Consider the following 26,338-nt stretch of genomic DNA (forward strand, 5'->3'; position numbering starts at 1 on the left):
CGGCCGGGCCCGGCACGCCCGCTCAACCCAATGGCCGAGGCTCCGGCGCCCCAATACACGTCCGCAGTCCCGCGATGAGCCGTTCGCACCGCTGGTCCCCGCTGCCGCCCATCCGGTTGGCGGTATAGGCGAAGCCGACGCCGAACTCGTCGTCGCCGAAGCCGAATTGACCGCCCGCCCCGCTGTGGGCGAACGAGCGCGGGCCGAGCAGCCGGCGGAACGGCGAATCGAGGATGACGCCGGTCCCCCAGCGTGCGCCGAGGTCCGGCAGCCCCGACCACGAGGGGCCGCCCGACTGCTGCCGGACCGCATCCGTGACGGTGTCCGCGCCGAGCAGCCGCGGCCCGCCGTCCACCCCGGTGGCGACTGCGGCGTACAGGGCGGCCAGACCGCGCGCCGACGAGACCGCGCCCGCACCGGGGAATTCGGCGGTCAGCAGGGCGGGGGCGTTGTAGCCGTGCGGATGGTCGAGCCCGGGGAAGGGCAGTACGCCGTTCATCGTCAGCGCCCGCATGGCCAGCAGGTCGGAGCTCGGCAGCGGCGGCCGCCCCTCGGCCTCGACGAGGCGGGCCAGATGTGGCAGTTCCTCCTGCGGCAGGCCGATCCAGGTGCGCAGGCCCAGCTCGTCGGCGACGGCCCGGCGGAAGTAGCCGCCCGGCGTCAGACCGGTCAGCCGGCGGATCACCTCGCCGAGGAGGAAGCCGAAGGCATGGGCGTGGTACTCGTACGCCGTACCGGGCTCCCAGAGCGGCGGCTGCTCCTCCAGCGCCCGGATCACCGGGGTCCAGGCGGTCAACTCCTCGAACGACAGCTTCCGTTCGACGAGCGGGACGCCGGCCGTGTGGGCCAGCACCATCCGCGGGGTGATGCCCTCCTTGCCGTGCCGGGCGAACTCCGGCCAGCAGTCGGCCACCGGAGCATCGAGGTCCAGCCGGCCCTGCTCGGCCAGCAGAAGGACGCAGATGCTGATGACGGCCTTGGCGAGGGACATGACGGGAAGGACGGTACGCGCGTCCCACGCCCGGCCGGTCCGGTCGTCGGCACTCCCGCCCCACAGGTCGACGACCTTGCGCCCGCCCACGAACACGGTGACGGCGGCGCCGAGTTCCCCGCCCTCGGCGAAGTTCCGGGCGAATGCGTCCGCGACGGCTCCGAAGCCCTCGTCGGCCGTTCCGTGGTACGGCATCTGCTGCTCACTTCCTCGCATCGGGACCGGCGGCCCCCCATGGGCCGTCGGCGGGGTCACGATACGGAGACGGCCGCCGCTCCTCGATCGAATATCCAGTACGGAGACGACCGGCCACCCGACGGCGGCGGCCGGATCCGAAGAGGCCCCAACACGGGTCCTGTTACCCACAGTTGCCATCGGCGGTCTGGATTCACGCGGCGTAATCGGGGAAACCACTACTTCGCACGGCTTTTCGTCCGGCACCGGGCTCCAGGGGTCCCAGCTGCCCGACTCCGCGGACCGGCGGGCCGTGTTCCGGACCACCACCGCCCCACTCCCTGTCTGCGCACGCATCGTGAAGGCCATGAGGTAAAGCGATGTCGGAATACCTTTCGGTCGCCCGCCGGATGTGGCACCTGCTGGAGCCACTGCACGCCACGCTCTACTTCGCCCCCGAGGCCCGCCAGGTCGCCGCCGACCTCGGCCATGATGTCGCGTCCCGCTGGCCCAGCTATTTCGCCTGGCGTACGGCTCCGCTGGGCGCGGCCGGGCCGGAGCTGGTGGCCGCGACGTACTACACGTTCAGCCCGCGGATGATCGCCCGGTACCTCCCGCAGATCTGGACGGTCGCGGACCCGGCCAAGGTGCTGGATGCGCGGCTGCTGGCCATGGACCGTGCGCTGACCGCCCTGATCGGCGGCCGGCTGAGCGCCGCGCAGCTCGCCGAGGCGGCCCGGCTCGCCCGCCAGGCCGCCGAGAACGCCGGCACCGCCGCCCGCCCGCTCGCCGCCGCCAACCGCGATCTGCCCTGGCCGGACGCCCCGCACCTGACGCTCTGGCAGGCCGCGACGGTACTCCGCGAGCACCGCGGCGACGGCCATCTGGCAGCCCTGCTGACCTGCGGACTCGATCCGTGTGAGGCCCTGGTGTCGTTCGCCGCGATAGGTGCCGCGCCGGCCGCCGACTTCGTGGGGCGCGGCTGGAGCGCCCACGAGTGGAGCGACGCCCGCCACCGCCTCGCCGCCCGCGGCTGGATCGCTCCGGACGGCACCGCGACCGAGCGCGCCCGCACGGAGCGCGAGGCGATCGAGCGGACCACGGACCGGCTGGCGGCCGGCCCGTGGCGCGCACTGGGCCACTCCCGCGCCGAAAGGCTGGCGCAGCTGCTCAACCCCGTCCTCGGCGCGGTCTTCGAGGCCGGATATCTGCCGCGGCACAGCACGCTGGGCATCGGCACGGTCAAGGTCGCTTACCCGTAACCGGGTGCGGCGGTGGGGTGCTGGTGCCGCGCACCGGAGCGCCTCCGCACCGCCCGGGGCGGCCCGGCGCACGGCCCGCTCCGGCCCCTCAACTCGCTTTTCTGCCACGGCTCTCCTCCAGCACTCGCACCACCGCCTCGTGGGTCACCCCGTGGTCGGCGAGCACCGCCGCCGCCGGTCCGCGCCCGGTGGTCAGCGCGAGCAGCAGATGCTCGTCGCCGATGGACCGGTCGCCGCGCCCGGCCACCATCCGCAGGGCGCGCTCCAGGACGGACTTCGCCTCCGCGGTGAACCGACGACGCACCCGCCGGCGCCGCCCGGGCGACCGGCCGGCGGCCAGCGCGCCCACCCCGTGTTCCTGCTCCACGCTCGCCACGATCGCGTCGACATCGATGCCGAGCCCGGCCAGTGCCGCTACATCGGCCGCCGAGACCCCGCCACGCCGGCGCGCCGCCGCCAGGCCGTCCGCCACCGATTGCCGCCGCTCATGGAGGCCGAGGGCGGCGAGCGCCCCGGCGGCCGGTGAATCCGTCCGGTCCAGCAGGGCGAGCAGCAGCTCCGGCTCGCCGATCGTGTCGCTGCCCGTACGGTCCGCCTGCTCAGCGGCACAGCTCACCACTGCGCGCGCCTCGGCCGTGAACTTCTCGAACATCAGCGCCTCCCGTGCTTCTTGTGGACCGCCTGCCTGCTGACCCCCAGCTCCGCCGCGATCTCCTGCCACGACCAGCCCTTCGCCCGGGCGCTGCGCACCTGTACGGCTTCGAGCTGTTCCAGCAGCCGGCGGAGCGCGGCCACGGCACGGAGTCCGACCCTGGGGTCGCGGTCACCCGCCCGCTCGGCGAGATCCGTTGCTTCGCTCATGATGTCAATTTAGGTTGACGCGAGGGGCTGCGTCAACCTTCATTGACACGGATTCCGAGTCGGGTAGGCGATTGCGGGCGGGGACGGCGGGCGCCCGGCGGGAAGGAAGCGCCGAGGGGGCGACCGAAGGGCCCGGCAGCGAGGGAGGGGCCGGTCGAGGGGCACCCGGCGATGAGGCTGAGCCGACCGAGGGGCACCCGGCGGCAAGGAAGGGCTGACGGGCGGGCCCCCGGCAGCGAGGAAGGGGGGCCGAGAGGCACCCGTCGATGAGGAAGCGTCAGCCGAGCGGGCGGCCGGACAGCCGGACGACCGCCACGGTGCGGTCCGTCCGCAGTCCGTCGGGCAACGCCTCCGACCCCGTCCACAACACCGCGTCGAACCGCTCCAACCGCACTTCGGACTCCCCGGACGCCCCGGGCACTCCAGACTCCCCGCGCACTCCAGACTTCCCGCGCACCGTAAGCCGGGTCGGCCCCTCCAGCGCCACCACAATCAGCCCGCCCGCGGCATCCGGGCCACCCACAAGATCCGGGCCGCCCACCGCCCGACCCTCCAGCTCCAGCGACCAGCCCCCACCCACCATCTCCACCGCCCCCTCCGCCCGCCCCTCCCGGAGCATCACATTGAGGTTGACGACCGGCCCGTCCAACAGCCGGGAGGCGGTCGTGGCGCCTCCGGGGAAAGCGAACGGGCGGTAGCGGCCCGGCAGCAGCCGTGGGGTGCCGTCCACCGTCAGCTCCAGCCCGGCGCCGTCGACGACGGTGAGGATCCGCCGGACCCCGGGCAGCGGCGAGTACGGCCCGTCGCGGGTGACGTCCGCCAGGCTGACCCGCCAGGCGAAGCCGTCCCAGCCGGCGCCCGGCGGATGGACCGCGATCTCGCGGGTCACCCCGCCGCCGTTGCTCCACGGCGCGGCGGCCCGCCCCGCCGCCCGCAGAATCCGCATGTCTCCGGCCCCTTCAAGCGCCCGTCCGCAGGTCAGACCGTCAACACGACCTTGCCGAACAGTTCGCCCTCCGCCATCTTCGTGAACCCCTCGCGAGCCCGGTCCAGCGGCAGCGTGGAGTCGATGACCGGGCGGATGCCCTTGGCGGCGCAGAAGCTCAGCAGCGACGCCAGCTCGTCCTTGCTGCCCATCGTGGAGCCGACGATCTTCAGCTCCAGGAAGAAGATCCGGTTGAGCTCGCCGCTCTTGGGGGTGAAGCCACTGGTGGCGCCCGAAATCACCAGAGAACCGCCGGGCTTGAGCGACTTGACCGAGTGCGACCAGGTGGCGGCGCCGACCGTCTCGATCACCGCGTCCACCCGCTGCGGCAGCCGCTCCCCGCTCGCGAACACCGCCTCGGCGCCCAGCTCCAGCGCCCGCTTGCGCTTGGCCTCGTCCCGGCTGGTGGCGAAGACCCGCAGCCCCGCGGCGGCGCCCAGCACGATGGCGGCGGTCGCCACCCCGCCGCCTGCGCCCTGCACCAGCACGCTGTCCCCGGGCCGTACGCCCGCGTTGGTGAACAGCATCCGGTACGCGGTCAGCCAGGCGGTCGGCAGACAGGCGGCCTCCTCGAAGGACAGCTCCTTCGGCTTGGGGAGCACGTTCCACACGGGCACGGTGACCCGCTCGGCGAAGGTGCCCTGGTAGCGCTCGGTGAGGATGGAGGGCTTCTCCTTCGGGCCGACGCCGTGGCCGGTCTGGCCGATGACGGAGTGCAGCACGACCTCGTTGCCGTCCGCGTCGATACCGGCGGCGTCACAGCCGAGGATCATCGGCATTGCGTCCTCGGTGATGCCCACCCCGCGCAGCGACCACAGGTCGTGGTGGTTGAGGGAGGCGGCCTTGACGTTGACGGTCGTCCAGCCGGGGCGTACGTCGGGGGCCGGGCGCTCCCCCAATTCGAGGCCGTTCAGCGGCTGGTCACGGTCGATGCGGGCGGCATAGGCAGCAAACATGATCCCAACGTAGGCCGCGGAGGGGCGCTGCGGTACCGCGTACGGGTGTGACACGCACCGCGCCGCCACAAGCGCACACGGCCACGACGACGGGCCGGGCCCGCACCCTCACAGGTGCGGGCCCGGCCCGTGGGCGGAGTCTGCCGGGGCGTCAGCGGCGCGCCACGCCCTCGGCGCGGGCGGCGGCCGCGACCGCGGCGGTGACGGCCGGGGCGACCCGCTCGTCGAACGGCGAGGGGATGACCCGGTCGGCGCTGAGCTCATCGGCGACGACGGCGGCCAGCGCCTCGGCGGCGGCGAGCTTCATGCCCTCCGTGATGCGCGAGGCCCGCACCTGCATGGCGCCGGCGAAGATGCCCGGGAAGGCCAGCACATTGTTGATCTGGTTCGGGTAGTCGCTGCGTCCGGTGGCGACCACGGCCGCGTACCGGTGCGCGATGTCCGGGTGGATCTCCGGGGTGGGGTTGGCCATCGCGAAGATCATCGACTCCTTCGCCATCTTCGCCACCGCCTCCTCCGCCACCGTGCCGCCCGAGACCCCGATGAAGACATCGGCGCCGTCCAGCGCATCCTCCAGCGAGCCGGTCAGCCCGCGCTTGTTGGTGAAGCCGGCGACCTCGCGCTTGACGTCCGTGAGGTCGGTACGGTCCGCGGAGACGATGCCCTTGCGGTCGCACACCGCGACATCGCCGATGCCCGCCTCGATGAGGATCTTGGCGATCGCGACACCGGCCGCACCGGCGCCCGAGATGACCGCACGCAGCTGGCCGAGCGCCCGGTCGGTGAGCTTGGCGGCGTTGCGCAGCGCGGCCAGCGTGACCACGGCGGTGCCGTGCTGGTCGTCGTGGAAGACCGGGATGTCCAGCCGCTCCTGGAGCCGGCGCTCGATCTCGAAGCAGCGCGGCGCCGAGATGTCCTCCAGGTTGATGCCGCCGAAGGACGGCGCCATCCGGACGACGGTCTCGATGATCTCGTCGGTGTCCGTGGTGCCGAGCGCGATCGGCACCGCGTCGACGCCGCCGAACTGCTTGAAGAGGATGGCCTTGCCCTCCATCACCGGGAGGGACGCCTCCGGGCCGATGTCGCCCAGGCCCAGCACCGCGGTGCCGTCCGTGACGACGGCGACGACGTTGGACTTCCAGGTGTAGTCGTCGACGAGTTCGGGCTGCTCGGCGATGGCGCTGCACACCTTGGCGACGCCCGGTGTGTACGCGAGGGACAGGTCGTCCTTGTTGCGGACGGGCACGGTCGCCTGGATGGCCATTTTGCCGCCGCGATGGAGCGCGAAGGCCGGATCGAAGGCGTCGTCGGGCGCACTGCCCGCGCCCGCGCCTGTAGTGCTGTCGCTGCGAGGATTGACGATCTCCGCTGCCACTTGTCTTACCCCTTTTAATCGTGAATCTGCTGAGGGTGGCCACTCCCTGGTTGAGGGGTGGGCGGGCACCGCGTCCGGACCCTGCACGGCAGATGGCCGCCGCGCGGGGGGAGGATCGGACGCCGGGCGCGCCGCACACGCGCCCTGAGCCCCGGATGAGGGGTGTAACGAACCTTTCTACCCGACGGGCGCGGGCCCCGACGAGTTGGATTCATTACTCTCGGCTTCAGATACCAGACAATAACCTTGAAGTGTGCAAAAAGCGTGAAGCGCACAAACAACTCAAGAGTGCCGACCTTCGCGGTCCGCACCCCGAGACGGCCGGAGCGAGCGGGACATCCTTCACATCCCGCCGGCGGCCCACCCCCCTTGCGCCGCACGGCCGTCAACCCGCCGAGCCGTCCGTTATCCGATTTTGACCTGTGTGATGGTCCGAATACCGGAGTCCGGGTGGCAGGATTCCCGTCACCAACCGAGGTCACGGCGCTCCAGGGTGTGTACCCCGGCCTTTGTCACGTCGGCTTCTCCATCCGCAGGAGGATCAGCATGACCGCACGCACCACCCGTCGCCCGGGCCTCGGCAGGTCTCGTACAGCCGTGGCCACGGCGGCCGCGGTCGCGGCCTCGCTGCTGCTGCTCAGCGCCTGCGGAGACCAGACGGATGCGGCCATCGCCAAGCGTGAGGCGAAGAAGAACCGCAATGTGCATGCGCCGCTGTTCAAGAAGCTGCCGAAGGACGTGCAGGAGAAGGCGCTGCTCCAGGTCGGCTCGGACATCACGTACAAGCCGGTGGAGTTCCGCTCCAACGGCGCGGTCATGGGCATCGACCCGGACCTCGCGGAGGCGATGAGCAAGGAGCTGGGCATCAAGCTCAACTTCAACAACGCCACCTTCGACACCCTCATGGGCGGCCTGAAGTCCAAGCGCTACGACATCGCGATGTCGGCGATGACGGACACCAAGGAGCGCCAGGAGGGCATCGACAGCAACACCGGCAAGAAGATCGGCCAGGGCGTCGACTTCATCGACTACCTCAACGTCGGCGTCTCGCTCTACACGCGCAAGGGCAAGACCCAGGGCATCGACGGCTGGGAGACGCTGTGCGGCAAGAAGATCGCGGTGCAGCGCGGCACGGTCTCGGACGACCTGGCCAAGGACAAGTCGAAGGCCTGTGAGAAGAACGGCGAGCAGGCCATCTCCATCGAGGCGTTCGACAACGACTCCGAGGCCCAGACCCGACTGCGTACCGGCGGTGTGGACGCCGTCTCCAGCGACTACCCGGTCGCGGCGTACGCGGTGAAGGTCTCCGGCCACGGCAAGGATTTCCAGATGGTCGGCGGGGCGCCGCTCAAGGCGGCCCCGTACGGCATCGCGGTCCCCAAGGGCAAGCAGCAGCTGCGTGACGCGCTCAAGGCCGCGATGGAACTCGCGATCAAGAACGGCTCGTACGCCAAGGTTCTGGACAAGTGGGACGTCAAGGATGCCGCGGTCAAGGACGTGCAGATCAACGGTGGCTCCTGAGCCGCCGTCAGCTCGCCCGTCCGCTCCGCGCACCTCCCGCCGAATGCTGAAAGGCAACACCCGTGTCAGTTGACGTCGACAAGTCGGCCCAGCCGCCGGCGGACGCTCCGCCGCCCCAGCCCGAGCCCATCAAGGCCATCCCGGTCCGCCATTACGGGCGCTGGGTGGCGGCGGTCGTCGTCCTCGGACTGGTCGCCCTGCTCGGCCGGGCCTTCGCCTCCGGGAACGTCAACTGGGACGCCATCCCCCAGTACATGTTCAATGCGGACATCCTCAAGGGCCTGCGCAACACCCTGCTGATCACCGTGCTGTCGATGATCATCGGCATCGTCCTCGGGGTGATCCTGGCCGTGATGCGCCAGTCCAAGAACCCGGTGACCTCGACGGTCGCCTGGTTCTACGTCTGGTTCTTCCGCGGAACACCGGTCTATGTCCAGCTGTTCCTCTGGTTCAACCTGGGCCTGGTCTTCCAGTACATCGACATCATGCCGATCTACAAGGACGAGTGGTCGGACTTCATGACCCCGTTCCTGTGTGCGCTGCTGGGCCTCGGGCTCAACGAGGCCGCGTACATGGCGGAGATCTGCCGGGCCGGTCTGAACGCGGTCGACGAGGGCCAGACCGAGGCGGCGCACGCGCTGGGCATGAGCCACGCCAAGACACTGCGCCGGATCATCGTGCCGCAGGCGATGCGGGTGATCGTGCCGCCGACCGGCAACGAGGTCATCAACATGCTGAAGACCTCCTCGCTGGTCATCGCCGTCCAGTACTACGACCTGCTGCAGGCCGCCCAGAACGTCGGCCGGGACTCGGGCGTCGTGGTGGAGATGCTGATCCTCGCCGCCGCCTGGTACCTGATCGCCACCACGGTGCTGAGCATCGGCCAGTACTACCTGGAGCGCTACTACGCCCGCGGCTCCAGCCGCCAGCTTCCGCCCACCCCGCTCCAGCGCGTCAAGGCGAAGCTGGCCGGCGGCCTCAACCGCTCCGCCGGAGGTGCGGCATGACCAGCAAGATGACGACGAGCAAGGCCGCGGGCACCAGCGGCGGCCCGATGGTCAAGGCCGAGGGCGTCCACAAGTCCTTCGGCACGGCGCACATCCTCAAGGGCATCGACCTGGAGGTGGCTCCTCGGGAGGTCTTCTGCCTGATCGGCCCCTCCGGTTCCGGCAAGTCGACGTTCCTGCGCTGCATCAACCACCTGGAGAAGGTCAACGCCGGCCGGCTGTCCGTCGACGGCGAACTGGTGGGCTACCGCGAGCACAACGGCAAGCTCTACGAGCTGCGCGACAAGGAGGTCGCCGCCCGGCGCCGCGACATCGGCATGGTCTTCCAGCGCTTCAACCTCTTCCCGCACATGACCGCGGTGGAGAACATCATGGAGGCGCCGATCCAGGTCAAGGGCGAGTCCAGGGCCGCCGCCCGGGAGCGCGCGACCAAGCTGCTGGACCGCGTCGGCCTCGCCGACAAGGCCGCGAACTACCCCTCGCAGCTCTCCGGCGGCCAGCAGCAGCGCGTCGCCATCGCCCGGGCGCTGGCGATGGAGCCGAAGCTGATGCTCTTCGACGAGCCGACCTCGGCGCTCGACCCGGAGCTGGTCGGTGACGTCCTGGACGTCATGAAGGACCTGGCCGCGGACGGCATGACGATGATCGTCGTGACCCATGAGATGGGCTTCGCCCGCGAGGTCGGTGACTCGCTGGTCTTCATGGACGACGGCGTGGTCGTCGAATCCGGCCATCCGCGCGAGGTGCTGGGCAACCCCCAGCACGAGCGGACGAAGTCGTTCCTGTCGAAGGTGCTGTAGCGGCCCGGCGAGGGGGTGCCCTGTGCGGTGGCGTCCGCACGGGGCGCCACCGCGGTGCGGACGCGCCGCCCGATGGCACCCGCGCCGCCGGGCCTACTTCAGGCCCAGCACCATCGCGTCCGTCGGCGAGGACCACACCGTCCGGGCCTCCTCGAAGCCGGACTCGCGCAGCACCTGGGCATGCCATGCCGCCGACGGCGTCTCCCCGTCCGCGTGCTCGCCGAAGATCTCGAAGCGCTCGGCGGTCGGCGCGGCCAGCCGCGGGTCGGCGGCGGCCAGTTGCCACCACTCGGCCCAGTCGAGCGCGCCGGCCGCCTTCGCCTCGTCCCGCCGCGCATGCCGGAGGGCGCGGTCGGCGGCGTTGATCCGCGGGGTGGCCTCGTCGGGCATCCGGTCGGCGTTCAGGAAGACCCCGCCGTCCCGCACCAGGCCGCCGAGCTGCCCGTACAGCCCGCGCAGTTCGCCGCTGTGCAGCCAGTGCAGGGCGGTGGCGGTGAGCACCGCGTCGTACGAGGCGTGCGGCAGCTTCGCCGTCCACGCGGGGTCCTTGAGATCTGCCCGCACGAAGCGGACCCGGCGCTCGCCGGCGAAGTACCCTTCCGCGATGGCCAGCAGCGCGGGATCCAGATCGACGCCCACACTCTCGGCCCCGGGGAACCGCTTCAGCAGCCGGTCGGAGATACTGCCCGTGCCGCATGCGAGGTCCAGGACCCGGGGAGCGGGACCCACCAGCGCCTCGACCATGTCCAGCATCACCCGGAACCGCTCCTCGCGGTCGGGGAGGTACCACTCCTGCTGGCGGTCCCAACTGTTCTGCCACGCCTGCCAGTCGGCGCCGACGACGGTCTCGGTCATCGCTTCCCCTTCAGGGTGTACGTCCGGGTGTAATACCCTTGTAGCTATATCGCCCATTACCTCATCCAGCACTCCGTACCTTAGCTCCCGCCCGTAAGGACTACAAGTGGAACTGGCCTATTACTCGGACTATGCGGTGCGACTGGTCAACACCGAGCAGCCCGAGCGCGGCACCGACAGCCTCACCTCGGTCGAGGCGGTACGGGACCTCTTCGGCCCCGCCCAGCAGGCCGCCCGGCGCGCGACCGACAGCGACGTCACGCGCCTGCGGACGGTCCGCGCCCGGCTGCGCGCGGTCTTCGAGGCCGCCGACGCCGGCGACGAGGTGCTGGCCGTGGACCTCCTCAACGCCCTGATGATGGAGTTCCCGGTCAGTCCGCAGATCTCCGGGCATGAGCACCGCGACGATGGGGGAGGGCGCCCCGACTGGCACATGCACATCGCCGACCACGCGGCCAACGCCACCGCCGGCTACACCGCCACCGCCTGTATGGGCCTGGCCTTCCACCTCACCGACCTGGGCGTGGACCGCCTCGGCATCTGCCAGGCGCGCCCCTGCCGGAACGTCTACCTGGACACCTCCACCAACCGCTCCCGGCGCTACTGCTCCGACCGCTGCGCCACCCGCGCCAACGTCGCCGCCTACCGGGCCCGCAAGCGGCTGGAGAGCGAGCGCTCGGCGCGTACCGGCCGCACCGCCGAGACCACCCAGGACAGCACCCCGGCGACCGACCGCTGAACCCCGCGCGGCGGGCGCACCCGCACCCAGGCGCGGGCGATGACCAGTTCGTCCGGAACCACCCCGAATTCCCGGCTGTCGTTCTCGACGAACGGATTGTCCCCCTGGACCCACCAGCCGCCGTCCCGCCGCTGAACGGCCCGCTTGACGATCAGCAGATCCTGCCGGAACGGATGCCGCAGCACCACCACGGCGCCGGGCCGCACCGCCGCCCCGTACTGCACCACCAGCTGGTCACCGGGCTGCAGCGTCGGCACCATCGACGGGTTGTACACCTCGGCCAGCCCGAACGCCCGCAGCGGCCCGCCCCGCCCCTGCCCCGCTTCCGCGCCCTCGCCCTGCCCGGGCCCGCGCTCGTGCACCTGCTCCGGCATCCCGTACCTCCCGGTCCAGCCCCGGTCCGACCCTCCCCCAGACTCCGTCCGGGGGCACCCCCATCTCGCTTCGCTCACCGGCCCATCCTCCAACAGTCCCAGCCTGACACCGGACTTTTGCCCTAAGACCCCCGGGCCGCCCGAGAAAAGCCTTCCCCCACCGAGTAATCTCGCACCCGAGAAGACGATCACGAGGAAGGACTGAACATGCTTTCGCGCCTGTTCGCCCCCAAGGTGAAGGTCAGCGCCCACTGCGACCTGCCCTGCGGCGTCTACGACCCGGCCCAGGCCCGCATCGAGGCCGAGTCGGTCAAGGCCGTCCAGGAGAAGTACCAGGCCAACGAGGATGCGGACTTCCGCACCCGCGCCGTCCTGATCAAGGAACAGCGCGCCGAGCTGGCCAAGCACCACGTCTCGGTGCTGTGGAGCGACTACTTCAAGCCCCCGCACTTCGAGAAGTACCCGCAGCTGCACCAGCTGGTGAACGACACCCTGAAGGCCCTCAGCACCGCCAAGGGTTCCAACGACCCGAAGACGGGCGAGAAGGCGCTGGAGCTCATCGCCGAGATCGACCGGATCTTCTGGGAGACCAAGAAGGCCTGACCTCGGCCCGGGCGATCTGACCTGCACTGGCGCGGGTCGCCACGGTCACCTGTCCGCACCCGGTCCGCGGGCCGCCGAACTCGGCGTCCCTGACGGAGCGGGTGCGGTCTTCTTTTTCCGGCAGGGGTGCCACGTCCCGTTTTTCCGGCAGGGGTGCCACGTCCCGCCGGTGGCGTTCACGGCCGGCTGGGGCCGCCCCGTCGCCGGACCCGGTGCAGAGCGCCGCCCGCCATGCCCCGCACGGGCAGTTCGTCCGCCGGGGCGGCGGCGGGGCCGGTGTCGTTGACCGCCCGCCCGTAGCGCCGGGCCAGCGGGGCGGAGGTGAGGCCGTGGGCGAGGACGCTGAGCAGGACCGTGCAGGCGAGCACCGGGAGTACCGGGTGGGCTCCGGCCGGGTCGAGCTCCTCGGCCGCGAGCAGGCCGAAGATGACCGAGGCCAGGCCGCGGGGCCCGAACCAGCCGACGAACAGCACCGTTCGGGCGTCCAGGCCGCTGCCGGCCAGGCACAGCGCCACCGGCACCATGCGGATCACCGTCAGGCTCAGGACGGCGTAGAGCACGGCCTGCCAGGTGAAGTCGGCGGCCATCTCCGGCAGCAGGAGGGTGCCGAAGACCAGCCACACCAGCACGGACAGCAGGGCCGCGGACTGCTCGACGTACCCCAGCACCCGCTGCGGCGCACCGTGCATCGTGCCGAACGCCAGCCCGGCGACGAAGGCGGCGACGAAGCCGTTGCCGCCGAGGGCGAGGGCGGAGGTGTAGCCGAGCAGGGACAGCGCCAGGACGCCCGCGCCGGCGAAGTCCTCGGCGGCCCAGCCGTTGCGGAGTGTGGTTCTCAGCAGCCGGCCGGCGGCCAGGCCGACCACCGCGCCGTACGCCGCACCGACGGCGAGCTCCACCACGGCATGACCGGTGGCGTCCGGTCCGGCGGTCCCCCCGGCCGATGCCATCCCGGCCAGGGCGAGCACCACGAGCGGGGTGACGATGCCGTCGTTGAGGCCGCTCTCCACGTTGATGACCCGGCGGATCTTCACCGGTACCTCCGGGTTGACCATCATCGTGGCGCCGAGCGCGGCGTCCGTCGGCGCGAGCGCGGCCCCGACGTACAGGGCGGCCCAGCCCGAGACGCCGGGCAGGAGGGCGGACGCCAGCAGCGTGCCCAGGCCCACGCACAGCGGGAGTCCGATGCCCAGCAGCCTTACGTAGAGGCCGAGTTCGGGGCGCAGGGCGCGGAAGGAGAGCCGTGCGGCGTCGGTGAAGAGCACCCACACGAGGGTGATCTCGGCCAGCGCCTTGACCGTTTCGTGCGGCAGCGCGAGGTGGAGGGTCCCGGTGCCCTCGCCCAGCAGCAGACCCAGCAGCACGAACGCGGCCGGAGCAGTGAGTTCGAAGCGCTCCATCCGCCGTGAGCACAGGCACCACAGGAACAGCAGGAGCAGGACCAGGGAAAGGGTGCCGTCCACGGGGGCTCTCCAGGGCTCGGCCTCGTCGGCCTTCGGGCCCCCACTCTCGGGCATCGCACCCGGCTCCGGGCGGCGCGCGGCAGGCCGGGGCGCCGCCTTTCACGCTGCTGGCGGAAGGGCCGGGCGCCGGTCAGCCGGCGGCCGGCCGGTGCCGGGCGGCGCGTACCGCGCTCCGGCCGCGAAGGACCCCGGCCGCGACGGCCACCACGGCGCAGCCGCCACGGCCCCCGGCTCGCCGACTTGGTGGGCCCGGTCCCGAGCCGGACCGCGCCCCGTTGTGCGGTGCCGGATTGCCGCGGCGGGGCCCGGGTGCTCTGATGTGGCGGTGACGGCAACAGGCGACGCGCGGCGCGCGGTCGAGGCGGTGTTCCGGATCGAGTCGGCGCGGCTGATCGCCGGGCTCACCCGGATCGTGCGCGACGTGGGGCTCGCCGAGGAGCTGGCCCAGGACGCCATGGTGGCCGCGCTGGAGCGGTGGCCGGAGACCGGCGTCCCGGACAATCCGGGCGCCTGGCTGATGGCGACCGCCAGGAACCGTGCGATCGATCTGCTGCGCAGACAGGAGCGGCTGGCCCGCAAGGTCGAGCTGCTCGGGCGGGACGCGGAGAGCGGTCCCGGCCGGCCGGAGGCGGACTTCGCACGGGTCGAGGACAGCGGAGGGATCGAGGACGATCTGCTGCGGCTGGTGTTCCTCTCCTGCCATCCGGTGCTGTCCACCCCGGGGCGGGTGGCGCTGACCCTGCGGCTGGTCGGCGGGCTGCGGACGGACGAGATCGCCCGCGCGTTCCTGACGTCCGAGGCGACCGTGCAGCAGCGGATCGTCCGGGCGAAGAAGCGGCTCGCCGACGCGAGGGTGCCGTTCGAGGTGCCGGCCAGGGCGGAGTGGGGCGAGCGGCTCTCGTCGGTGCTGGAGGTCGTCTATCTGGTCTTCAACGAGGGGTACGCGGCGACGGCCGGGGACGACTGGATGCGGCCGGCGCTGTGCGAGGACGCGCTGCGGCTGGGACGGATGGTGGCCGGGCTGCTGCCGAAGGAGCCGGAGGCGCACGGGCTGGTGGCGCTGATGGAGATCCAGGCCTCGCGGTCGGCCGCCCGTATCGGGCCGACGGGCGAGCCGGTGCTGCTGCTGGAGCAGAACCGGTCGCGCTGGGACCGGCTGCTGATCCGGCGCGGGCTGGCCGCGCTCGCCCGCGCCGAGGAGCTGGGCGGCACCCTCGGCCCGTACGCCCTGCAGGCCGCGATCGCCGCCTGCCACGCCCGGGCGCGCACCGCCCGGGAGACGGACTGGCCGCGGATCGCGGTGCTGTACGAGGCGCTGGGGCAGGTCGCGCCGTCCCCGGTCGTGGAGCTGAACCGGGCGGTGGCGGTGGGCATGGCGTTCGGTGCCGCCCAGGGCCTGGCGGTGGCGGACGGGCTGGCGGCGGAACCGGCGCTCGCGGGCTACCACCTCCTGCCGAGCGTGCGCGGCGATCTGCTCGCCCGGCTGGGGCGCGCGGCGGAGGCCCGGCAGGAGTTTCTGCGGGCCGCCGCGCTGACCCGCAACGCCCGGGAACGGGCCCTCCTGGAGGAGCGGGCGGCGGAGCAGGAGGAGGGCGGCACGGGCCGTGGCCGCCCGCCCGGGAGCTGAGATCCGCCGCGCCGTACGGGAGCTGCCTCTTCCCCGACGGCGCCCGCGCCGCACGGGCGGATTGCCGCAAAGCGGAACAGACAGCATCATGTGCGAGGTGGACCCGCCCGCCACCGTGACTGGAAATGACCTGTCGATGTCTCGCACTCCGCCGGCCCCCGAGGGGCGCACCCGGGCCGCGCTGCCGGTGCTCGCCCTCACCGTGGCGTCGGCCCTCTTCCTGGTGTCCGGCTGCACCGGGGCCGGTGAGGCCAAGAGCGCCGGCCACACGCCGGCCGCTTCGGCCCCCCAGCAGATGTGGGCCCCCAAAACGCCCCCGCCGCCGCTCGCCGAGCCCAATGCGAAGCTCACCGACGGCGTGCCGTCACCGGTGCGCGGGGTGCCGCGGGTGCCGTCCGGCGACATCCACCAGGTCTCGGCGCTCGCCATCGCCAAGGCCCGGCTCACCACGATGACCAGCCCCCTCGACGAAGAGGGCACGGACCAGAAGATCAAGAACTGCAAGGCCATCGGGGAGAAATCGTGCCCGGTCCAGTCTCCGCAGTACCGGGACCTGAACGGCGACGGCAAGGACGAGCTGCTGCTCGGCATCGCCTCGGGGCCGTACTTCCTGTTCCTGTGGGCTTTCACTGTCAAGGACGGCCGGGTCACCGTGATCCTCGACCAGGCCGAGCGGCCCCGGTGGGTGAAATTGTCGGGCCGTGACGTGATCGTGCAGGAGCCGGCCGACAACGGCTACGACATCCGCCGGGTCTACTCGTGGGACAAGCGGGAACAGGCCATGGACGAGCGGACCACGGAATACGTGGAGTCAAGCCGGAAATGAGCCGTTGGGCAGCGCCCGGCCCTTCCGACCCTGATCCACCAGACAGGCCCTACGCGCTACATCCCCACCGACAACAGCCCGTCATGGCGCACCAGCCACGCCCGGTACGCCTCACTCGCCCAGGCGATCTCCATGTACGAGGCGGTCAGATCGGCGAACAGGTCGTCCGCGGAGGCGGCCGGGGCGGCGTCCTGGCGGCAGGCCATGAAGAGGCGGACGGCCAGCGGGTCGCCGTACAGGGGGCGGATCGCCATGCCGTGCCGGGAACGGGCGGTCGGCTGGCAGGGGGTGACCACCTCGCCGGCCGTGACGAGGTCGACCGCGGTGAGGTAGTCGCCGTGCACGACCCGCGGGGTGATGCCGGCCGCGGCCCAAATACGGCGCAGGCCCGCCCATTCGCCGTCCACGGTCGGGTCGACCATCCACTGGTCGTCGGCGAGGTCCGCCACCCGCACGACGGCCCGGGCGGCCGCCGGGTGGCTGTCCGCCAGGGCGATGAACTGCGGTTCCCTGGCGACGAGTTCATGCTCGACCAGACCGTCGGGGACCCGCAGCGGCGCGCCCTCGACCTCGTGGACGAAGGCGGCGTCGAGCTGTCCCGTCGCCACCATGTGGAGCAGGGCATTGGCGGACACATCGGCTCTTATCGTGGTGTCCGTCTCCGGCAGCCGCACCCGCAGCCGCCGCAGCCAGCCCGCGACGGCGGGGCTGTTGGTGCTGCCGATGTGCAGCCGTGCGCCCCGTTCGTGATGGGAGGCCGAGGCGATTTCGTCGATAAGTGCCCGCATTTCGGCCACGATCGGCCGGGCCCGGCACAGCACCGCATGCCCCAGCGGGGTGGGCCGGCTGCCGGTCGGTTCCCGGAAGAACAGCTGGCCACCGAGGGCCTTCTCGATGCGGTGGAGCTGGGTGGTCAGGGAGGGCTGGGTCATGCCGAGCTGCCGCGCCGCCTTGCGTACGCTGCCGGTGTCGGCGATGGCGCACAATGCGCGAAGATGCCTGACCTCTAGCTCCACGTCCGGAGCATAACGAGGTCGGCATACGTCACACCAGACTCTCAAACCTGCCTCAACTCCCTTTTTTTCCGGGGTATTGGCCTGCGCTATCGCCACCTGGCATCTCCGTCATGCGGGTGAACTGAGTCCAGACTCAACGGCACCAAGAAATCCGCAGGGCCCCGGTCGCCGCCCCACACGGCGACCGTACGGCCCTCGGAGCTTAAGGAGCCCCCCACATGAGATCTCCCAAGACAGCGCTGTCGGCAGCGCTCGGTCTGGGCCTCGCCGCCGCGTTCGCAGCCGCGGCGCCGGTTTCGGCAACCACCCCCTCCTCCCCCGCCAACTCCCACCACAGCACCCCCGCTTCGATCGCCGCCTACCAGGGTTCGGCGGCCGAGAAGGCCGACACCAAGGCCTTCTTCGAAGCAGTGATCAAGTCCGCACGGGCCAAGATGAAGGCCCACCCGGGCGCGGCGACGGTCACCGTCACCTACGACGCCGGTGCGGCGCCGACGTACAAGAGCCAGATAGCCGAGAGCACCTCGATCTGGAACAGCGCGGTGCACAACGTGAAGCTGCAGGAAGGCAGCGGCGGCGACTTCCAGTACAAGGAAGGCGACGACCCGCGCGGGTCGTACGCCAGCACCGACGGCCACGGCAAGGGCTATGTCTTCCTGGACCACAAGCAGAACCAGGAGTACAACTCCACCCGCGTGGCCGCGCACGAGACCGGCCATGTGCTGGGCCTGCCGGACCACTACGAGGGTCCGTGCAGCGAGCTGATGTCCGGCGGCGGTCCCGGCACCTCGTGCCAGAACGCCCAGCCGGACGCGAACGAACGCGCCAAGGTGGACCAGCTCTGGGCCAACGGCCTGGCGGGCATCCGCCTCGGCAAGGCCTCCTGACCCCCTCGGAGGCGCTCCGGAAACAACGAAGTTCGGCGGTGGCCCAGCGGTCCCGGCCCGGCTGACGGCAGCCGGCTCCGCGTACGGCCTGGGGCTGACGAGTACCGGTACCTGGCGGACGGCGCTCGTATCCCCACCAGCCCTCGCATCTCTGCGCCGCCCGTGCGGTGGGGCTCACTTCGAGCCCCACCGTTTTCGTCTGTCCGCGACCGCGCCGGTCAGCCCCACAGCGCCTGCGCGGCGGCCGCACCGGCGAACGCGGCCGCGAGCCCGGCCAGCACGCTCGCCACGACATTGGCCGCGGCATAGCCCCGCGCCCCGTCCGCCGCCAGTCGCAGGGTCTCGTAGGAGAACGTCGAGTACGTGGTCAGCGCCCCGCACAGGCCGGTGCCCAGCAGCAGTTGGAGGTGCGAGGAGGCGGCGCCGGCGGCGGCCGCGCCGGTCAGCACCCCGAGGATCAGCGAGCCGACGACATTGACGGTGAACGTCCCCCAGGGGAAGACCGTGTCGTGCCGGGACTGCACGGCGCGGTCGGTCAGGAACCGCAGCGGCGCGCCGACCATCGCACCGACCACCACGAGCAGCCAGTTCACCCGCGCCCGCCCTCGTCCGCTGCCGGGCGGTCCGGGCGGGGGTAGGTGAGCGCCTCGCAGGGGTCGAGCGTCACCAGGCCGCCGCCCGCGAGGAGTTCGTCCAGCTCCGGCAGGAAGGCCCGGATCCGCTCCTCGGCGTCCACGACGACGACCGCGACCGGCAGGTCCTCGCTCATCGACAGCAGCCGCTGGGTGTGGATGAGGGAGGTGGCGCCGAAGCCCTCGATGCCGCGGAAGACACTGGCGCCGGCCAGTCCGGCCCGGCGGGCGCGGTGCACCAGCTCCGCGTACAGCGGCTTGTGGTGCCAGGCCTCCTGTTCGCCGACGAAGACCGTGAGCCGTAGCGCGGGGGCGCCGCCGGGAAGTGCCGTGCCGTGTGTCATGCCGTCCGCCGCCTCAGTTCGAGAAGTGCGCGCGTGCCCGCCACCGCGGCCCAGACGGCCGCCAGCGCGAGGAGCAGGGTGCCCGCGAGATACGCCATGGCCACGGCCGGCCGGCGGGCCTCGACCAGCCGCTGGATGTCGACGGCGTAGGTGGAGAAGGTGGTGAAGCCGCCGAGGATGCCGGTGCCGAGGAAGGGACGCACCAGCCGGTGGGCCGAGCGGACCTCGGTGATCACCACCATCAGGACGCCCATCAGTGCACAGCCGACGGCATTGACGGTCAGGGTCGTCCAGGGGAAGGTGCCGCCGGCGGTGGGCCAGAGGAGCGCGGCGCCGTACCGGGCCGTGGCGCCGATCGCGCCGCCCCCAGCCACCACGCCGATCACCGGCCACTGGCCCTGCCAGGGCGCCGCCCCGCGGCGTCGCTCGTCCATGGTTCTCCCGAGATCATCGGCGACCTCAGGCTACCTCTGCCCCTGTGCACCGGCCACACAGGGACGCCCCCGGCCGGGCGGGTCAGACCGCCAGGACCGTCCCGTGCGGGGTGCGGCCGGCCGAGGTTCCGGGCCGGCAGTTCGGTAGCTTCCCGGACCCCGATCTCCCCGCCGGGCTCCCCGGCGGTGATCGAGACCGAGTACATGTCGTGGACGCCGGCCAGGGGCGTCGTCCCCTCGGCCGCGCTCTCGTCGGTTCTTACCCGCGCTCACCCACGGCGGCGGCTACAGCCAGCCGTTCCGCTTGAAGCCGCGGTGGATCACCCAACAGGCGGCCACGATCAGCACCATCACCAGCGGATAGCCGAACGTCCAGTGCTTTTCCGGCATATGGTCGAAATTCATGCCGTACACGCCACAGACCATCGTCGGTACGGCCAGGATGGCGACCCAGGCGCTGATCCGGCGCATGTCCTCGTTCTGGGCGACGGTGACCTGGGCGAGATGGGCCTGAAGTATGGAGTTGAGCAGTTCGTCGAAGGCGGTGATCTGCTCGGTGACCCGGTCGAGGTGGTCGGCGACGTCCCGGAAGTACGTCGTGATCCGGGAGTCGACCTCCCGCATGGGGCGCGTCGCCAGCGCCTGCATCGGCCCGTCCAGGGGGGCCACCGCGCGCCGGAGCTCCAGCAGTTCGCGCTTGAGCTGGTAGATCCGGCCGGCGCCGCCGCTGCCGCGGACCGAGAAGACCTCGCTCTCGACGTCGTCGATGTCGTCCTGGACGTCGGCCGTGACATCGAGGTAGTCGTCCACGACGAGGTCGGCGACGGCATGCAGCACGGCGGACGGGCCGAGCGCCAACTGCTCCGGCACGGACTCCAGTTGCTCCCGCAGCGGACCGAGCGAGCCGTGCCCGCCGTGCCGTACGGTGATCACGAAGTCGGTGCCGGTGAAGACCATGATCTCGCCGGTCTCCACGACTTCGCTGGTGTCGGTGAGCCGGTCGTGCTCGACATAGCGGACGGTCTTGAAGACGGTGAACAGCGAGCCGTCGTAGTGCTCCAGCTTGGGCCGCTGGTGGGCGTAGACCGCGTCCTCGACGGCGAGCGGGTGCAGCCCGAACAGCTCGACAATTCCGGCGAATTCCGTCTCGGACGGCTCATGCAGCCCGATCCAGACAAATCCCTTGCCCGAGTCGCGGACCCGCCGGATCGCCACATCGGCCGGGTGGTCGCCGTCCTGCCGTACGCCGTCCACGTACACCGCGCAGTTCACCACGGCGGTGCCGAGCGGCGAGCGCGCCGGGTGACTGAGGTCGACTCCCCTGGTACGCGGCTGCGGCAGCCGGACGGCCTTACGGAGGTTGCTGATCATCGACACCGGGCCAGTATGGCCCGCAGCGGCCCGGGAGCGGTACGGCGGAGGGCGGCTTTTCACGCGGCGTGGCGGTAGGGAAACGCGCGGTGGCGCATCGGGATCCGGGCCGCGCGCCGGCCCGGGTGGCCCGGCCGGCGGCCAACTCCGCGGATCCCGCCGGGCTTTCACAGGCGCGAGCGTCCACGCCGGACCGACGGAGACGGCCCACGGCCGGGCCGCGCCGGGAACCGCCCGCGACGACCCGGCCGCCGATCCGGGTAGCCGACGGTATGTACCCCGGCCCTCACCGGCCACGAGACCACCGGGGGTGAGCCATCACACGGTCGGGAATACCCCGAGGGGGTATAAGGTTCTCCTGGGAACAGGCACCCGCAGCACACCGAGGAGCACTCAATGACCACCGCGATCGGAGAGCACGGCGTCGAGTTGCAGATCGGCGGGATGACCTGCGCATCGTGCGCCGCCCGCATCGAAAAGAAGCTCAACCGGATGGAAGGCGTCACCGCCACCGTCAACTACGCCACCGAGCGGGCAAAGGTGACCCTCGCGCAGGGCAGCGGCGTCGAGACCGCGGACCTGATCGCCACCGTGGAGAAGACCGGCTACACCGCCGCGCTCCCCCGGCCGCCGGCCACCGCCCCGGCCGCTGCACAGCTCCCCGACGGCGCCGAGGACGGTGCGAACGGCGCCGACGACCGGGCCGCAGACGGCCATGCCGCCGACCCGCTCGCCCCGCTCCGCCAACGGCTGCTGATCTCGCTCGCGCTCTCCCTCCCGGTGGTGCTGATGGCGATGGTGCCGCCGCTGCAGTTCACCTACTGGCAGTGGCTGTCGCTGACCCTGGCCGCGCCGGTGGTGGCGTACGGCGCCTGGCCCTTCCACCGGGCGGCCTGGACGAATCTGCGGCACGGCGCCGCCACGATGGACACCCTCATCTCGATGGGCACCCTCGCCGCCATGGGCTGGTCGCTGTACGCGCTGTTCTTCGGCAGCGCCGGCATGCCGGGGATGACCCACCCCTTCGAGCTCACCCTCGCCCGCACCGACGGCGGCAGCGCCCTCTACCTGGAGGCCGCGGCCGGGGTCACCACCTTCATCCTGGCCGGCCGCTACGCCGAGGCCCGCTCGAAGCGGAAGGCGGGGGCGGCGCTGCGGGCGCTGCTGGAGCTGGGCGCCAAGGACGTCACGGTGGTGCGGGACGGCCGGGAGGTCCGCGTCCCGACCGCGGCACTGCGCGTCGGCGACCGCTTCACCGTCCGGCCCGGGGAGAAGATCGCCACCGACGGCACGGTGCTGGAGGGCGCCTCCGCCGTGGACGCCTCGATGCTCACCGGCGAGTCCGTACCCGTCGAGGTCTCCCCCGGCGACACCGTCACCGGCGCCACCGTCAACGCGGGCGGCCGGCTGGTCGTCGAGGCCACCCGGGTCGGCGCCGACACCCAGCTCGCCCGGATGGGACGGCTGGTCGAGGAGGCGCAGAACGGGAAGGCCGCGGCGCAGCGGCTGGCCGACCGGATCTCCGCGGTCTTCGTCCCGGTCGTGATCGTGCTCGCCCTGGGCACCCTCGGCTACTGGCTCACCGCCGGCGCGGGCGCCGCGGCCGCCTTCACCGCGGCCGTCGCGGTCCTGATCATCGCCTGCCCGTGCGCCCTGGGGCTGGCCACCCCCACCGCGCTGATGGCCGGTACGGGCCGCGGCGCCCAGCTCGGCATCCTGCTCAAGGGGCCCGAGGTGCTGGAGTCGACGCGGCGGGTGGACACCGTCGTCCTGGACAAGACCGGCACGGTCACCACCGGCGTGATGACGCTGACCGGGATCCATCTCGCCGAGGGCGCGTCGGAGGCGGAGGTGCTGCGGCTGGCCGGTGCGCTGGAGCACGCCTCCGAGCACCCCGTCGCCCGCGCCGTCGCCGCGCAGGCCGCGTCCCGCACCGGCACCCTGCCCACCCCCGCGGAGTTCACGAACGTCCCGGGCCTGGGCGTGACCGGAGTGGTCGAGGGCCACGCCGTCGTGGTGGGCCGCGCACAGCTGCTGGAGCAACGGGAGCAGCCCCTGCCGCCTGAGCTGGCGGAGGCCCGGGCCGCGGCCGAGGCCCGGGGCCGTACCGCGGTGGCCGTCGGCTGGGACGGCGCGGCGCGCGCGGTGCTGGTGGTGTCCGACGCGGTGAAGCCCACCAGCGCCGAGGCGGTGCGCCGGCTGCGCGCGCTGGGGCTGACCCCGGTGCTGCTGACCGGCGACAACCAGGCCGTCGCGGCGTCCGTCGCGGCCGAGGTCGGGATCGACGAGGTGATCGCCGAGGTGCTGCCCGAGGACAAGGTGGCGGTGGTGGAGCGGCTGCAGGCCGAGGGCCGCTCGGTCGCCATGGTCGGCGACGGCGTCAATGACGCGGCCGCGCTGGCCACCGCCGACCTGGGACTGGCCATGGGCACCGGCACCGACGCCGCCATCGAGGCCGGTGACCTCACCCTCGTCCGGGGCGACCTGCGAGCCGCGGCGGACGCCATCCGGCTGGCCCGTGCCACCCTCGGCACCATCCGGACCAATCTGTTCTGGGCGTTCGGCTACAACGTGGCGGCGCTGCCACTGGCCGCGGCCGGACTGCTCAACCCGATGATCGCCGGGGCCGCGATGGCCTGCTCGTCGGTCTTCGTCGTCGGCAACAGCCTGCGCCTGCGCCGCTTCCGGGCGCTCGCCCGATAGCCGGGGGGCGCCGGCCGCAGGACGCGCCCGCGAGCGGAGCAATACCCCCCACGGGCCCCCGCCCTGCCGTTGGATCGGCCGGGCTGCTGCCCCTGCGCGATCCCGCGTCGCCGCCCCTGGGCGCCCCGCACCGTACGGGGCGCCCACGGGTCCGGCGCGGCGGGCCACAGCCCCGGTTCTGACAACTGTCTCCAGTTCTGACGACGGAAGATTGGCAGTTCACGCAGCCACCGGCCGGGAGTGACGGGTGAGACTGGTGACATACCGCCCACGACGTACAGGGGATTTCATGACCGGGTCACGCATCCTGGCCCTCGGCCATTACCAGCCCTCCGGCGTACTCACCAACGACGACCTGGCCAAGATCGTCGACACCGACGACGCCTGGATCCGCAGCCGGGTCGGTATCCGCACCCGCCATGTCGCCGCCCCGGACGAGACCGTGGACGCGATGGCGGCCGCCGCCGCGGCCAAGGCCCTGGCCGCCAGCGGACTGGCCCCGCAGGACATCGACCTGGTGCTGGTCGCCACCTGCACGGCCGCCGACCGCAGCCCCAACGCCGCGGCCCGGGTCGCCGCCCGGCTCGGGCTCAGCGCCCCGGCCACCATGGACCTCAACGTCGTCTGCTCCGGCTTCACCCATGCGCTGGCCACCGCCGACCACGCCATCCGGGCCGGTTCGGCGACGCATGCGCTGGTCATCGGCGCGGAGAAGTTCACCGACGTCGTCGACTGGACCGACCGTACGACCTGTGTGCTGGTCGGTGACGGGGCGGGGGCCGCCGTCGTCAGCGCCTCGCCGGAGCCGGAGATCGGGCCGGTGCTGTGGGGCTCGGTGCCGCAGATGGGCGGTGCGGTCCGCATCGAGGGCGAGCCGGCCCGGTTCTCCCAGGAGGGCCAGACCGTCTACCGCTGGGCGACCACCCAGCTGCCGGCCATCGCCCGCCAGGTGTGCGAACGCTCCGGGATCACGCCCGCCGACCTCGCCGGAGTGGTGCTGCACCAGGCCAACCTGCGGATCATCGAGCCGGTCGCGGAGCGGCTCGGCGCGGTCAACGCGGTGGTCGCCAAGGACGTCGTCGACTCCGGGAACACCTCCGCGGCCTCCGTCCCGCTCGCACTGTCCAAGCTGGTCGAACGGCGCGAGATCGCGGCCGGCGACCCGGTGCTGCTGTTCGCCTTCGGCGGCAACCTCTCGTACGCGGGCCAGGTCATCCGCTGCCCCTGAGGCGCACCGGGCCGGGCCTGATCCAAACGACAGCCCCTAGGCGATGTCCCCCGGGTGCTCGCGCAGGTACAGCGCGCCGCAGGTGTGGCAGAACGGCTCCCCCTGGCGCGTGCCCCAGACCTCGGCCGATTGGGTGGCGGCCGCCGGGGCCAGCTCCCGTCCGCACATCGCGGTGGTGCCGTCCAGCCGCACCATGTGCCAGATCTTCACCGGCGTGTCCGCGTGCGGCAGCACGCCTTCCTCGTACTCGGCGCGCATCTCGTGCTCCATGGCGCTGCACCTCCTACGCCCACGATGCGCCAGCGGACCGGGGGCCACAACGGCAGCCGCGGCCGCTCCCCCGGGCCCGCTCAGAACACCGACCAGCCGGTCAGCGTCGTGAAGTGGTCCAGGGCCGCGGCGCCCGCGACGGAGTTGCCCCGGGCGTCGAGGCCGGGGCTCCACACGCACAGCGTGCAACGGCCGGGGATCACGGCGATGATGCCGCCGCCGACCCCGCTCTTCGCGGGCAGCCCGACACGGTAGGCGAACTCCCCGGCGGCGTCGTACGTCCCGCAGGTGAGCATCACCGCGTTGATCCGCTTGGCCTCGCGGGCCTCCAGCAGCCGGCTGCCGTCGGCGCGCAGCCCGTGACGGGCCAGGAAGCCGCCGGCCACGGCCAGGTCCCGGCAGCTCATCTCGATCGAGCACTGCCAGAAGTAGTGCTCGATGACGCTGGGGACCGGGTTCTCCAGGTTGCCGAAGGACGCCATGAAGTGGGCCAGCGCGGCGTTACGGTCACCGTGCTCGGCCTCGGAGTCGGCCACCGCCTGGTCGAAGGCGAGGTCCGGATTGCCGCTCTCCTCGCGCAGGAAGTGCAGCATCGAGGTGCTGGCGTCACCGGTCAGGGTCTGCAGCCGGTCGGTGACCACCAGCGCGCCCGCGTTGATGAAGGGGTTGCGCGGGATGCCGTTCTCCGCCTCCAGCTGGACCAGCGAGTTGAACGGCGTGCCCGACGGCTCGCGGCCCACCCGCTTCCAAATGCCGTCCTCACCCTGGCTGCCGGGGCTCTGCGCCATCACCAGCGCCAGCGAGAAGGCCTTGGAGATGGACTGGACGGAGAACGGGACCTCCCAGTCGCCGACGCCGTGCACCGCACCGTGGATGTCGGCCACCGCGATCCCGAAACGGTCCGCGGAGACCCGTTCGAGCGCCGGTATGTAGTCGGCGACGCGCCCCTGTCGCACCAGCGGCCGGGCGTAGGCCGCTACCTCTTCGAGAACGGCCTGGTAGTCCATGACGCACACGCTAACCCGGCGTGCGCG

27 protein-coding genes are annotated in these 26,338 nt (G+C 72.1%); 11 read left to right on the top strand and 16 right to left on the bottom strand.

Annotated features, from left to right (window positions below; all coding sequences use genetic code 11):
- Positions 1 to 22 precede the first annotated feature (22 nt).
- Positions 23 to 1,186 (bottom strand): serine hydrolase domain-containing protein, encoded by a 1,164-nt coding sequence (locus CPH93_RS10820; RefSeq protein ID WP_096212650.1) that lies wholly within the window; start codon positions 1,184 to 1,186, stop codon positions 23 to 25.
- A 359-nt stretch (positions 1,187 to 1,545) separates the two neighbouring features.
- Here CPH93_RS10820 and CPH93_RS10825 point away from each other — a divergent pair, with 359 nt between their 5' ends.
- Positions 1,546 to 2,427 (top strand): SCO6745 family protein, encoded by an 882-nt coding sequence (locus CPH93_RS10825; protein WP_006603158.1) that lies wholly within the window; start codon positions 1,546 to 1,548, stop codon positions 2,425 to 2,427.
- 88 nt (positions 2,428 to 2,515) lie between these two features.
- Here the strand turns inward: CPH93_RS10825 and CPH93_RS10830 are convergent, their stop codons facing one another.
- The 5 genes from CPH93_RS10830 to CPH93_RS10850 all read right to left on the bottom strand — a co-directional run bounded on the left by CPH93_RS10830 (position 2,516) and on the right by CPH93_RS10850 (position 6,604).
- Complete coding sequence (locus CPH93_RS10830) at positions 2,516 to 3,079, bottom strand: Clp protease N-terminal domain-containing protein (RefSeq protein ID WP_096212651.1); 564 nt, start codon at positions 3,077 to 3,079, stop codon at positions 2,516 to 2,518.
- Entirely contained in the window at positions 3,079 to 3,288 is a 210-nt protein-coding gene (locus CPH93_RS10835) for a helix-turn-helix domain-containing protein (protein ID WP_093485135.1), read from the bottom strand. Before CPH93_RS10835 ends, CPH93_RS10830 begins: the two co-directional genes overlap by 1 nt.
- Before the next feature lie 277 nt (positions 3,289 to 3,565).
- A complete protein-coding gene (locus CPH93_RS10840; protein ID WP_096212652.1) occupies positions 3,566 to 4,234 on the bottom strand; it encodes a HutD/Ves family protein in 669 nt (222 codons plus the stop codon).
- Between the two features lie 32 nt (positions 4,235 to 4,266).
- Positions 4,267 to 5,229, bottom strand: coding sequence for a zinc-binding dehydrogenase (locus CPH93_RS10845; protein WP_096212653.1), 963 nt, complete (start codon positions 5,227 to 5,229; stop codon positions 4,267 to 4,269).
- Positions 5,230 to 5,380: 151 nt separating this feature from the next.
- Complete coding sequence (locus tag CPH93_RS10850) at positions 5,381 to 6,604, bottom strand: NAD(P)-dependent malic enzyme (RefSeq protein WP_093485132.1); 1,224 nt, start codon at positions 6,602 to 6,604, stop codon at positions 5,381 to 5,383.
- A 546-nt stretch (positions 6,605 to 7,150) separates the two neighbouring features.
- Between CPH93_RS10850 and CPH93_RS10855 the strand changes: the two genes are divergently transcribed.
- The 3 genes from CPH93_RS10855 (at position 7,151) to CPH93_RS10865 (ending at position 9,932) form a co-directional block, all read left to right on the top strand.
- The gene (locus CPH93_RS10855; protein ID WP_096212654.1) at positions 7,151 to 8,125 is read left to right on the top strand and encodes an ABC transporter substrate-binding protein; all 975 of its coding nucleotides are present in this window, start codon (positions 7,151 to 7,153) and stop codon (positions 8,123 to 8,125) included.
- Positions 8,126 to 8,187: 62 nt separating this feature from the next.
- Complete coding sequence (locus CPH93_RS10860; protein WP_093485130.1) at positions 8,188 to 9,132, top strand: amino acid ABC transporter permease; 945 nt, start codon at positions 8,188 to 8,190, stop codon at positions 9,130 to 9,132.
- A 47-nt stretch (positions 9,133 to 9,179) separates the two neighbouring features.
- Complete coding sequence (locus CPH93_RS10865) at positions 9,180 to 9,932, top strand: amino acid ABC transporter ATP-binding protein (RefSeq protein ID WP_006603166.1); 753 nt, start codon at positions 9,180 to 9,182, stop codon at positions 9,930 to 9,932.
- Positions 9,933 to 10,025: 93 nt separating this feature from the next.
- On the opposite strand, the gene CPH93_RS10870 is transcribed toward CPH93_RS10865, so the two are convergent.
- Positions 10,026 to 10,787 (bottom strand): class I SAM-dependent methyltransferase, encoded by a 762-nt coding sequence (locus CPH93_RS10870; RefSeq protein WP_093485129.1) that lies wholly within the window; start codon positions 10,785 to 10,787, stop codon positions 10,026 to 10,028.
- A 106-nt stretch (positions 10,788 to 10,893) separates the two neighbouring features.
- Here CPH93_RS10870 and CPH93_RS10875 point away from each other — a divergent pair, with 106 nt between their 5' ends.
- The gene (locus tag CPH93_RS10875; protein ID WP_093485128.1) at positions 10,894 to 11,526 is read left to right on the top strand and encodes a CGNR zinc finger domain-containing protein; all 633 of its coding nucleotides are present in this window, start codon (positions 10,894 to 10,896) and stop codon (positions 11,524 to 11,526) included.
- Here the strand turns inward: CPH93_RS10875 and sodX are convergent.
- Positions 11,430 to 11,900 carry a nickel-type superoxide dismutase maturation protease gene (gene sodX, locus CPH93_RS10880; RefSeq protein ID WP_093485127.1) on the bottom strand — a complete coding sequence of 157 codons (471 nt, stop codon included), beginning with the start codon at positions 11,898 to 11,900 and terminating at the stop codon, positions 11,430 to 11,432. The genes CPH93_RS10875 and sodX overlap by 97 nt on opposite strands.
- A gap of 207 nt (positions 11,901 to 12,107) precedes the next feature.
- Here sodX and sodN point away from each other — a divergent pair, with 207 nt between their 5' ends.
- The gene (sodN, locus tag CPH93_RS10885) at positions 12,108 to 12,503 is read left to right on the top strand and encodes a superoxide dismutase, Ni (RefSeq protein ID WP_006603170.1); all 396 of its coding nucleotides are present in this window, start codon (positions 12,108 to 12,110) and stop codon (positions 12,501 to 12,503) included.
- Between the two features lie 176 nt (positions 12,504 to 12,679).
- Here the strand turns inward: sodN and CPH93_RS10890 are convergent, their stop codons facing one another.
- Positions 12,680 to 14,020 (bottom strand): cation:proton antiporter, encoded by a 1,341-nt coding sequence (locus CPH93_RS10890; protein WP_231977266.1) that lies wholly within the window; start codon positions 14,018 to 14,020, stop codon positions 12,680 to 12,682.
- Between the two features lie 265 nt (positions 14,021 to 14,285).
- Here CPH93_RS10890 and CPH93_RS10895 point away from each other — a divergent pair, with 265 nt between their 5' ends.
- Positions 14,286 to 15,593: an RNA polymerase sigma factor gene (locus tag CPH93_RS10895; RefSeq protein ID WP_197708748.1), complete on the top strand. Its 1,308-nt coding sequence runs from the start codon at positions 14,286 to 14,288 to the stop codon at positions 15,591 to 15,593.
- A gap of 136 nt (positions 15,594 to 15,729) precedes the next feature.
- Positions 15,730 to 16,419 (top strand): hypothetical protein, encoded by a 690-nt coding sequence (locus tag CPH93_RS10900; RefSeq protein WP_093489160.1) that lies wholly within the window; start codon positions 15,730 to 15,732, stop codon positions 16,417 to 16,419.
- Between the two features lie 56 nt (positions 16,420 to 16,475).
- On the opposite strand, the gene CPH93_RS10905 is transcribed toward CPH93_RS10900, so the two are convergent.
- Complete coding sequence (locus CPH93_RS10905; protein ID WP_040898360.1) at positions 16,476 to 17,435, bottom strand: LysR family transcriptional regulator; 960 nt, start codon at positions 17,433 to 17,435, stop codon at positions 16,476 to 16,478.
- A gap of 218 nt (positions 17,436 to 17,653) precedes the next feature.
- Between CPH93_RS10905 and snpA the strand changes: the two genes are divergently transcribed.
- On the top strand, positions 17,654 to 18,322 hold the full coding sequence (gene snpA / locus CPH93_RS10910; protein ID WP_096212655.1) for a snapalysin: 669 nt from the start codon (positions 17,654 to 17,656) through the stop codon (positions 18,320 to 18,322).
- Between the two features lie 218 nt (positions 18,323 to 18,540).
- Here the strand turns inward: snpA and crcB are convergent, their stop codons facing one another.
- The 4 genes from crcB to CPH93_RS10930 form a co-directional block, all read right to left on the bottom strand.
- The gene (crcB, locus tag CPH93_RS10915) at positions 18,541 to 18,915 is read right to left on the bottom strand and encodes a fluoride efflux transporter CrcB (protein WP_006603176.1); all 375 of its coding nucleotides are present in this window, start codon (positions 18,913 to 18,915) and stop codon (positions 18,541 to 18,543) included.
- A complete protein-coding gene (locus tag CPH93_RS10920; RefSeq protein WP_093485123.1) occupies positions 18,912 to 19,298 on the bottom strand; it encodes a DUF190 domain-containing protein in 387 nt (128 codons plus the stop codon). The genes crcB and CPH93_RS10920 overlap by 4 nt, the downstream gene beginning before the upstream one ends.
- Complete coding sequence (locus CPH93_RS10925) at positions 19,295 to 19,732, bottom strand: fluoride efflux transporter FluC (RefSeq protein ID WP_096212656.1); 438 nt, start codon at positions 19,730 to 19,732, stop codon at positions 19,295 to 19,297. Before CPH93_RS10925 ends, CPH93_RS10920 begins: the two co-directional genes overlap by 4 nt.
- A gap of 285 nt (positions 19,733 to 20,017) precedes the next feature.
- Positions 20,018 to 21,103: a magnesium and cobalt transport protein CorA gene (locus CPH93_RS10930; protein ID WP_093485121.1), complete on the bottom strand. Its 1,086-nt coding sequence runs from the start codon at positions 21,101 to 21,103 to the stop codon at positions 20,018 to 20,020.
- A 396-nt stretch (positions 21,104 to 21,499) separates the two neighbouring features.
- Between CPH93_RS10930 and CPH93_RS10935 the strand changes: the two genes are divergently transcribed.
- Both CPH93_RS10935 and CPH93_RS10940 read left to right on the top strand, forming a co-directional pair.
- A complete protein-coding gene (locus CPH93_RS10935; RefSeq protein WP_096212658.1) occupies positions 21,500 to 23,806 on the top strand; it encodes a heavy metal translocating P-type ATPase in 2,307 nt (768 codons plus the stop codon).
- Between the two features lie 289 nt (positions 23,807 to 24,095).
- Positions 24,096 to 25,034 (top strand): beta-ketoacyl-ACP synthase III, encoded by a 939-nt coding sequence (locus CPH93_RS10940; RefSeq protein WP_093485119.1) that lies wholly within the window; start codon positions 24,096 to 24,098, stop codon positions 25,032 to 25,034.
- A gap of 36 nt (positions 25,035 to 25,070) precedes the next feature.
- Here the strand turns inward: CPH93_RS10940 and CPH93_RS10945 are convergent, their stop codons facing one another.
- Positions 25,071 to 25,304, bottom strand: coding sequence for a hypothetical protein (locus CPH93_RS10945; RefSeq protein WP_093485118.1), 234 nt, complete (start codon positions 25,302 to 25,304; stop codon positions 25,071 to 25,073).
- 80 nt (positions 25,305 to 25,384) lie between these two features.
- The gene (locus CPH93_RS10950; protein WP_006603184.1) at positions 25,385 to 26,311 is read right to left on the bottom strand and encodes a glutaminase; all 927 of its coding nucleotides are present in this window, start codon (positions 26,309 to 26,311) and stop codon (positions 25,385 to 25,387) included.
- Positions 26,312 to 26,338: the final 27 nt, after the last annotated feature.

Origin of the sequence: Streptomyces sp. 2323.1 (genome assembly GCF_900221035.1) — a bacterium.
Classification (GTDB): domain Bacteria; phylum Actinomycetota; class Actinomycetes; order Streptomycetales; family Streptomycetaceae; genus Streptomyces; species Streptomyces sioyaensis.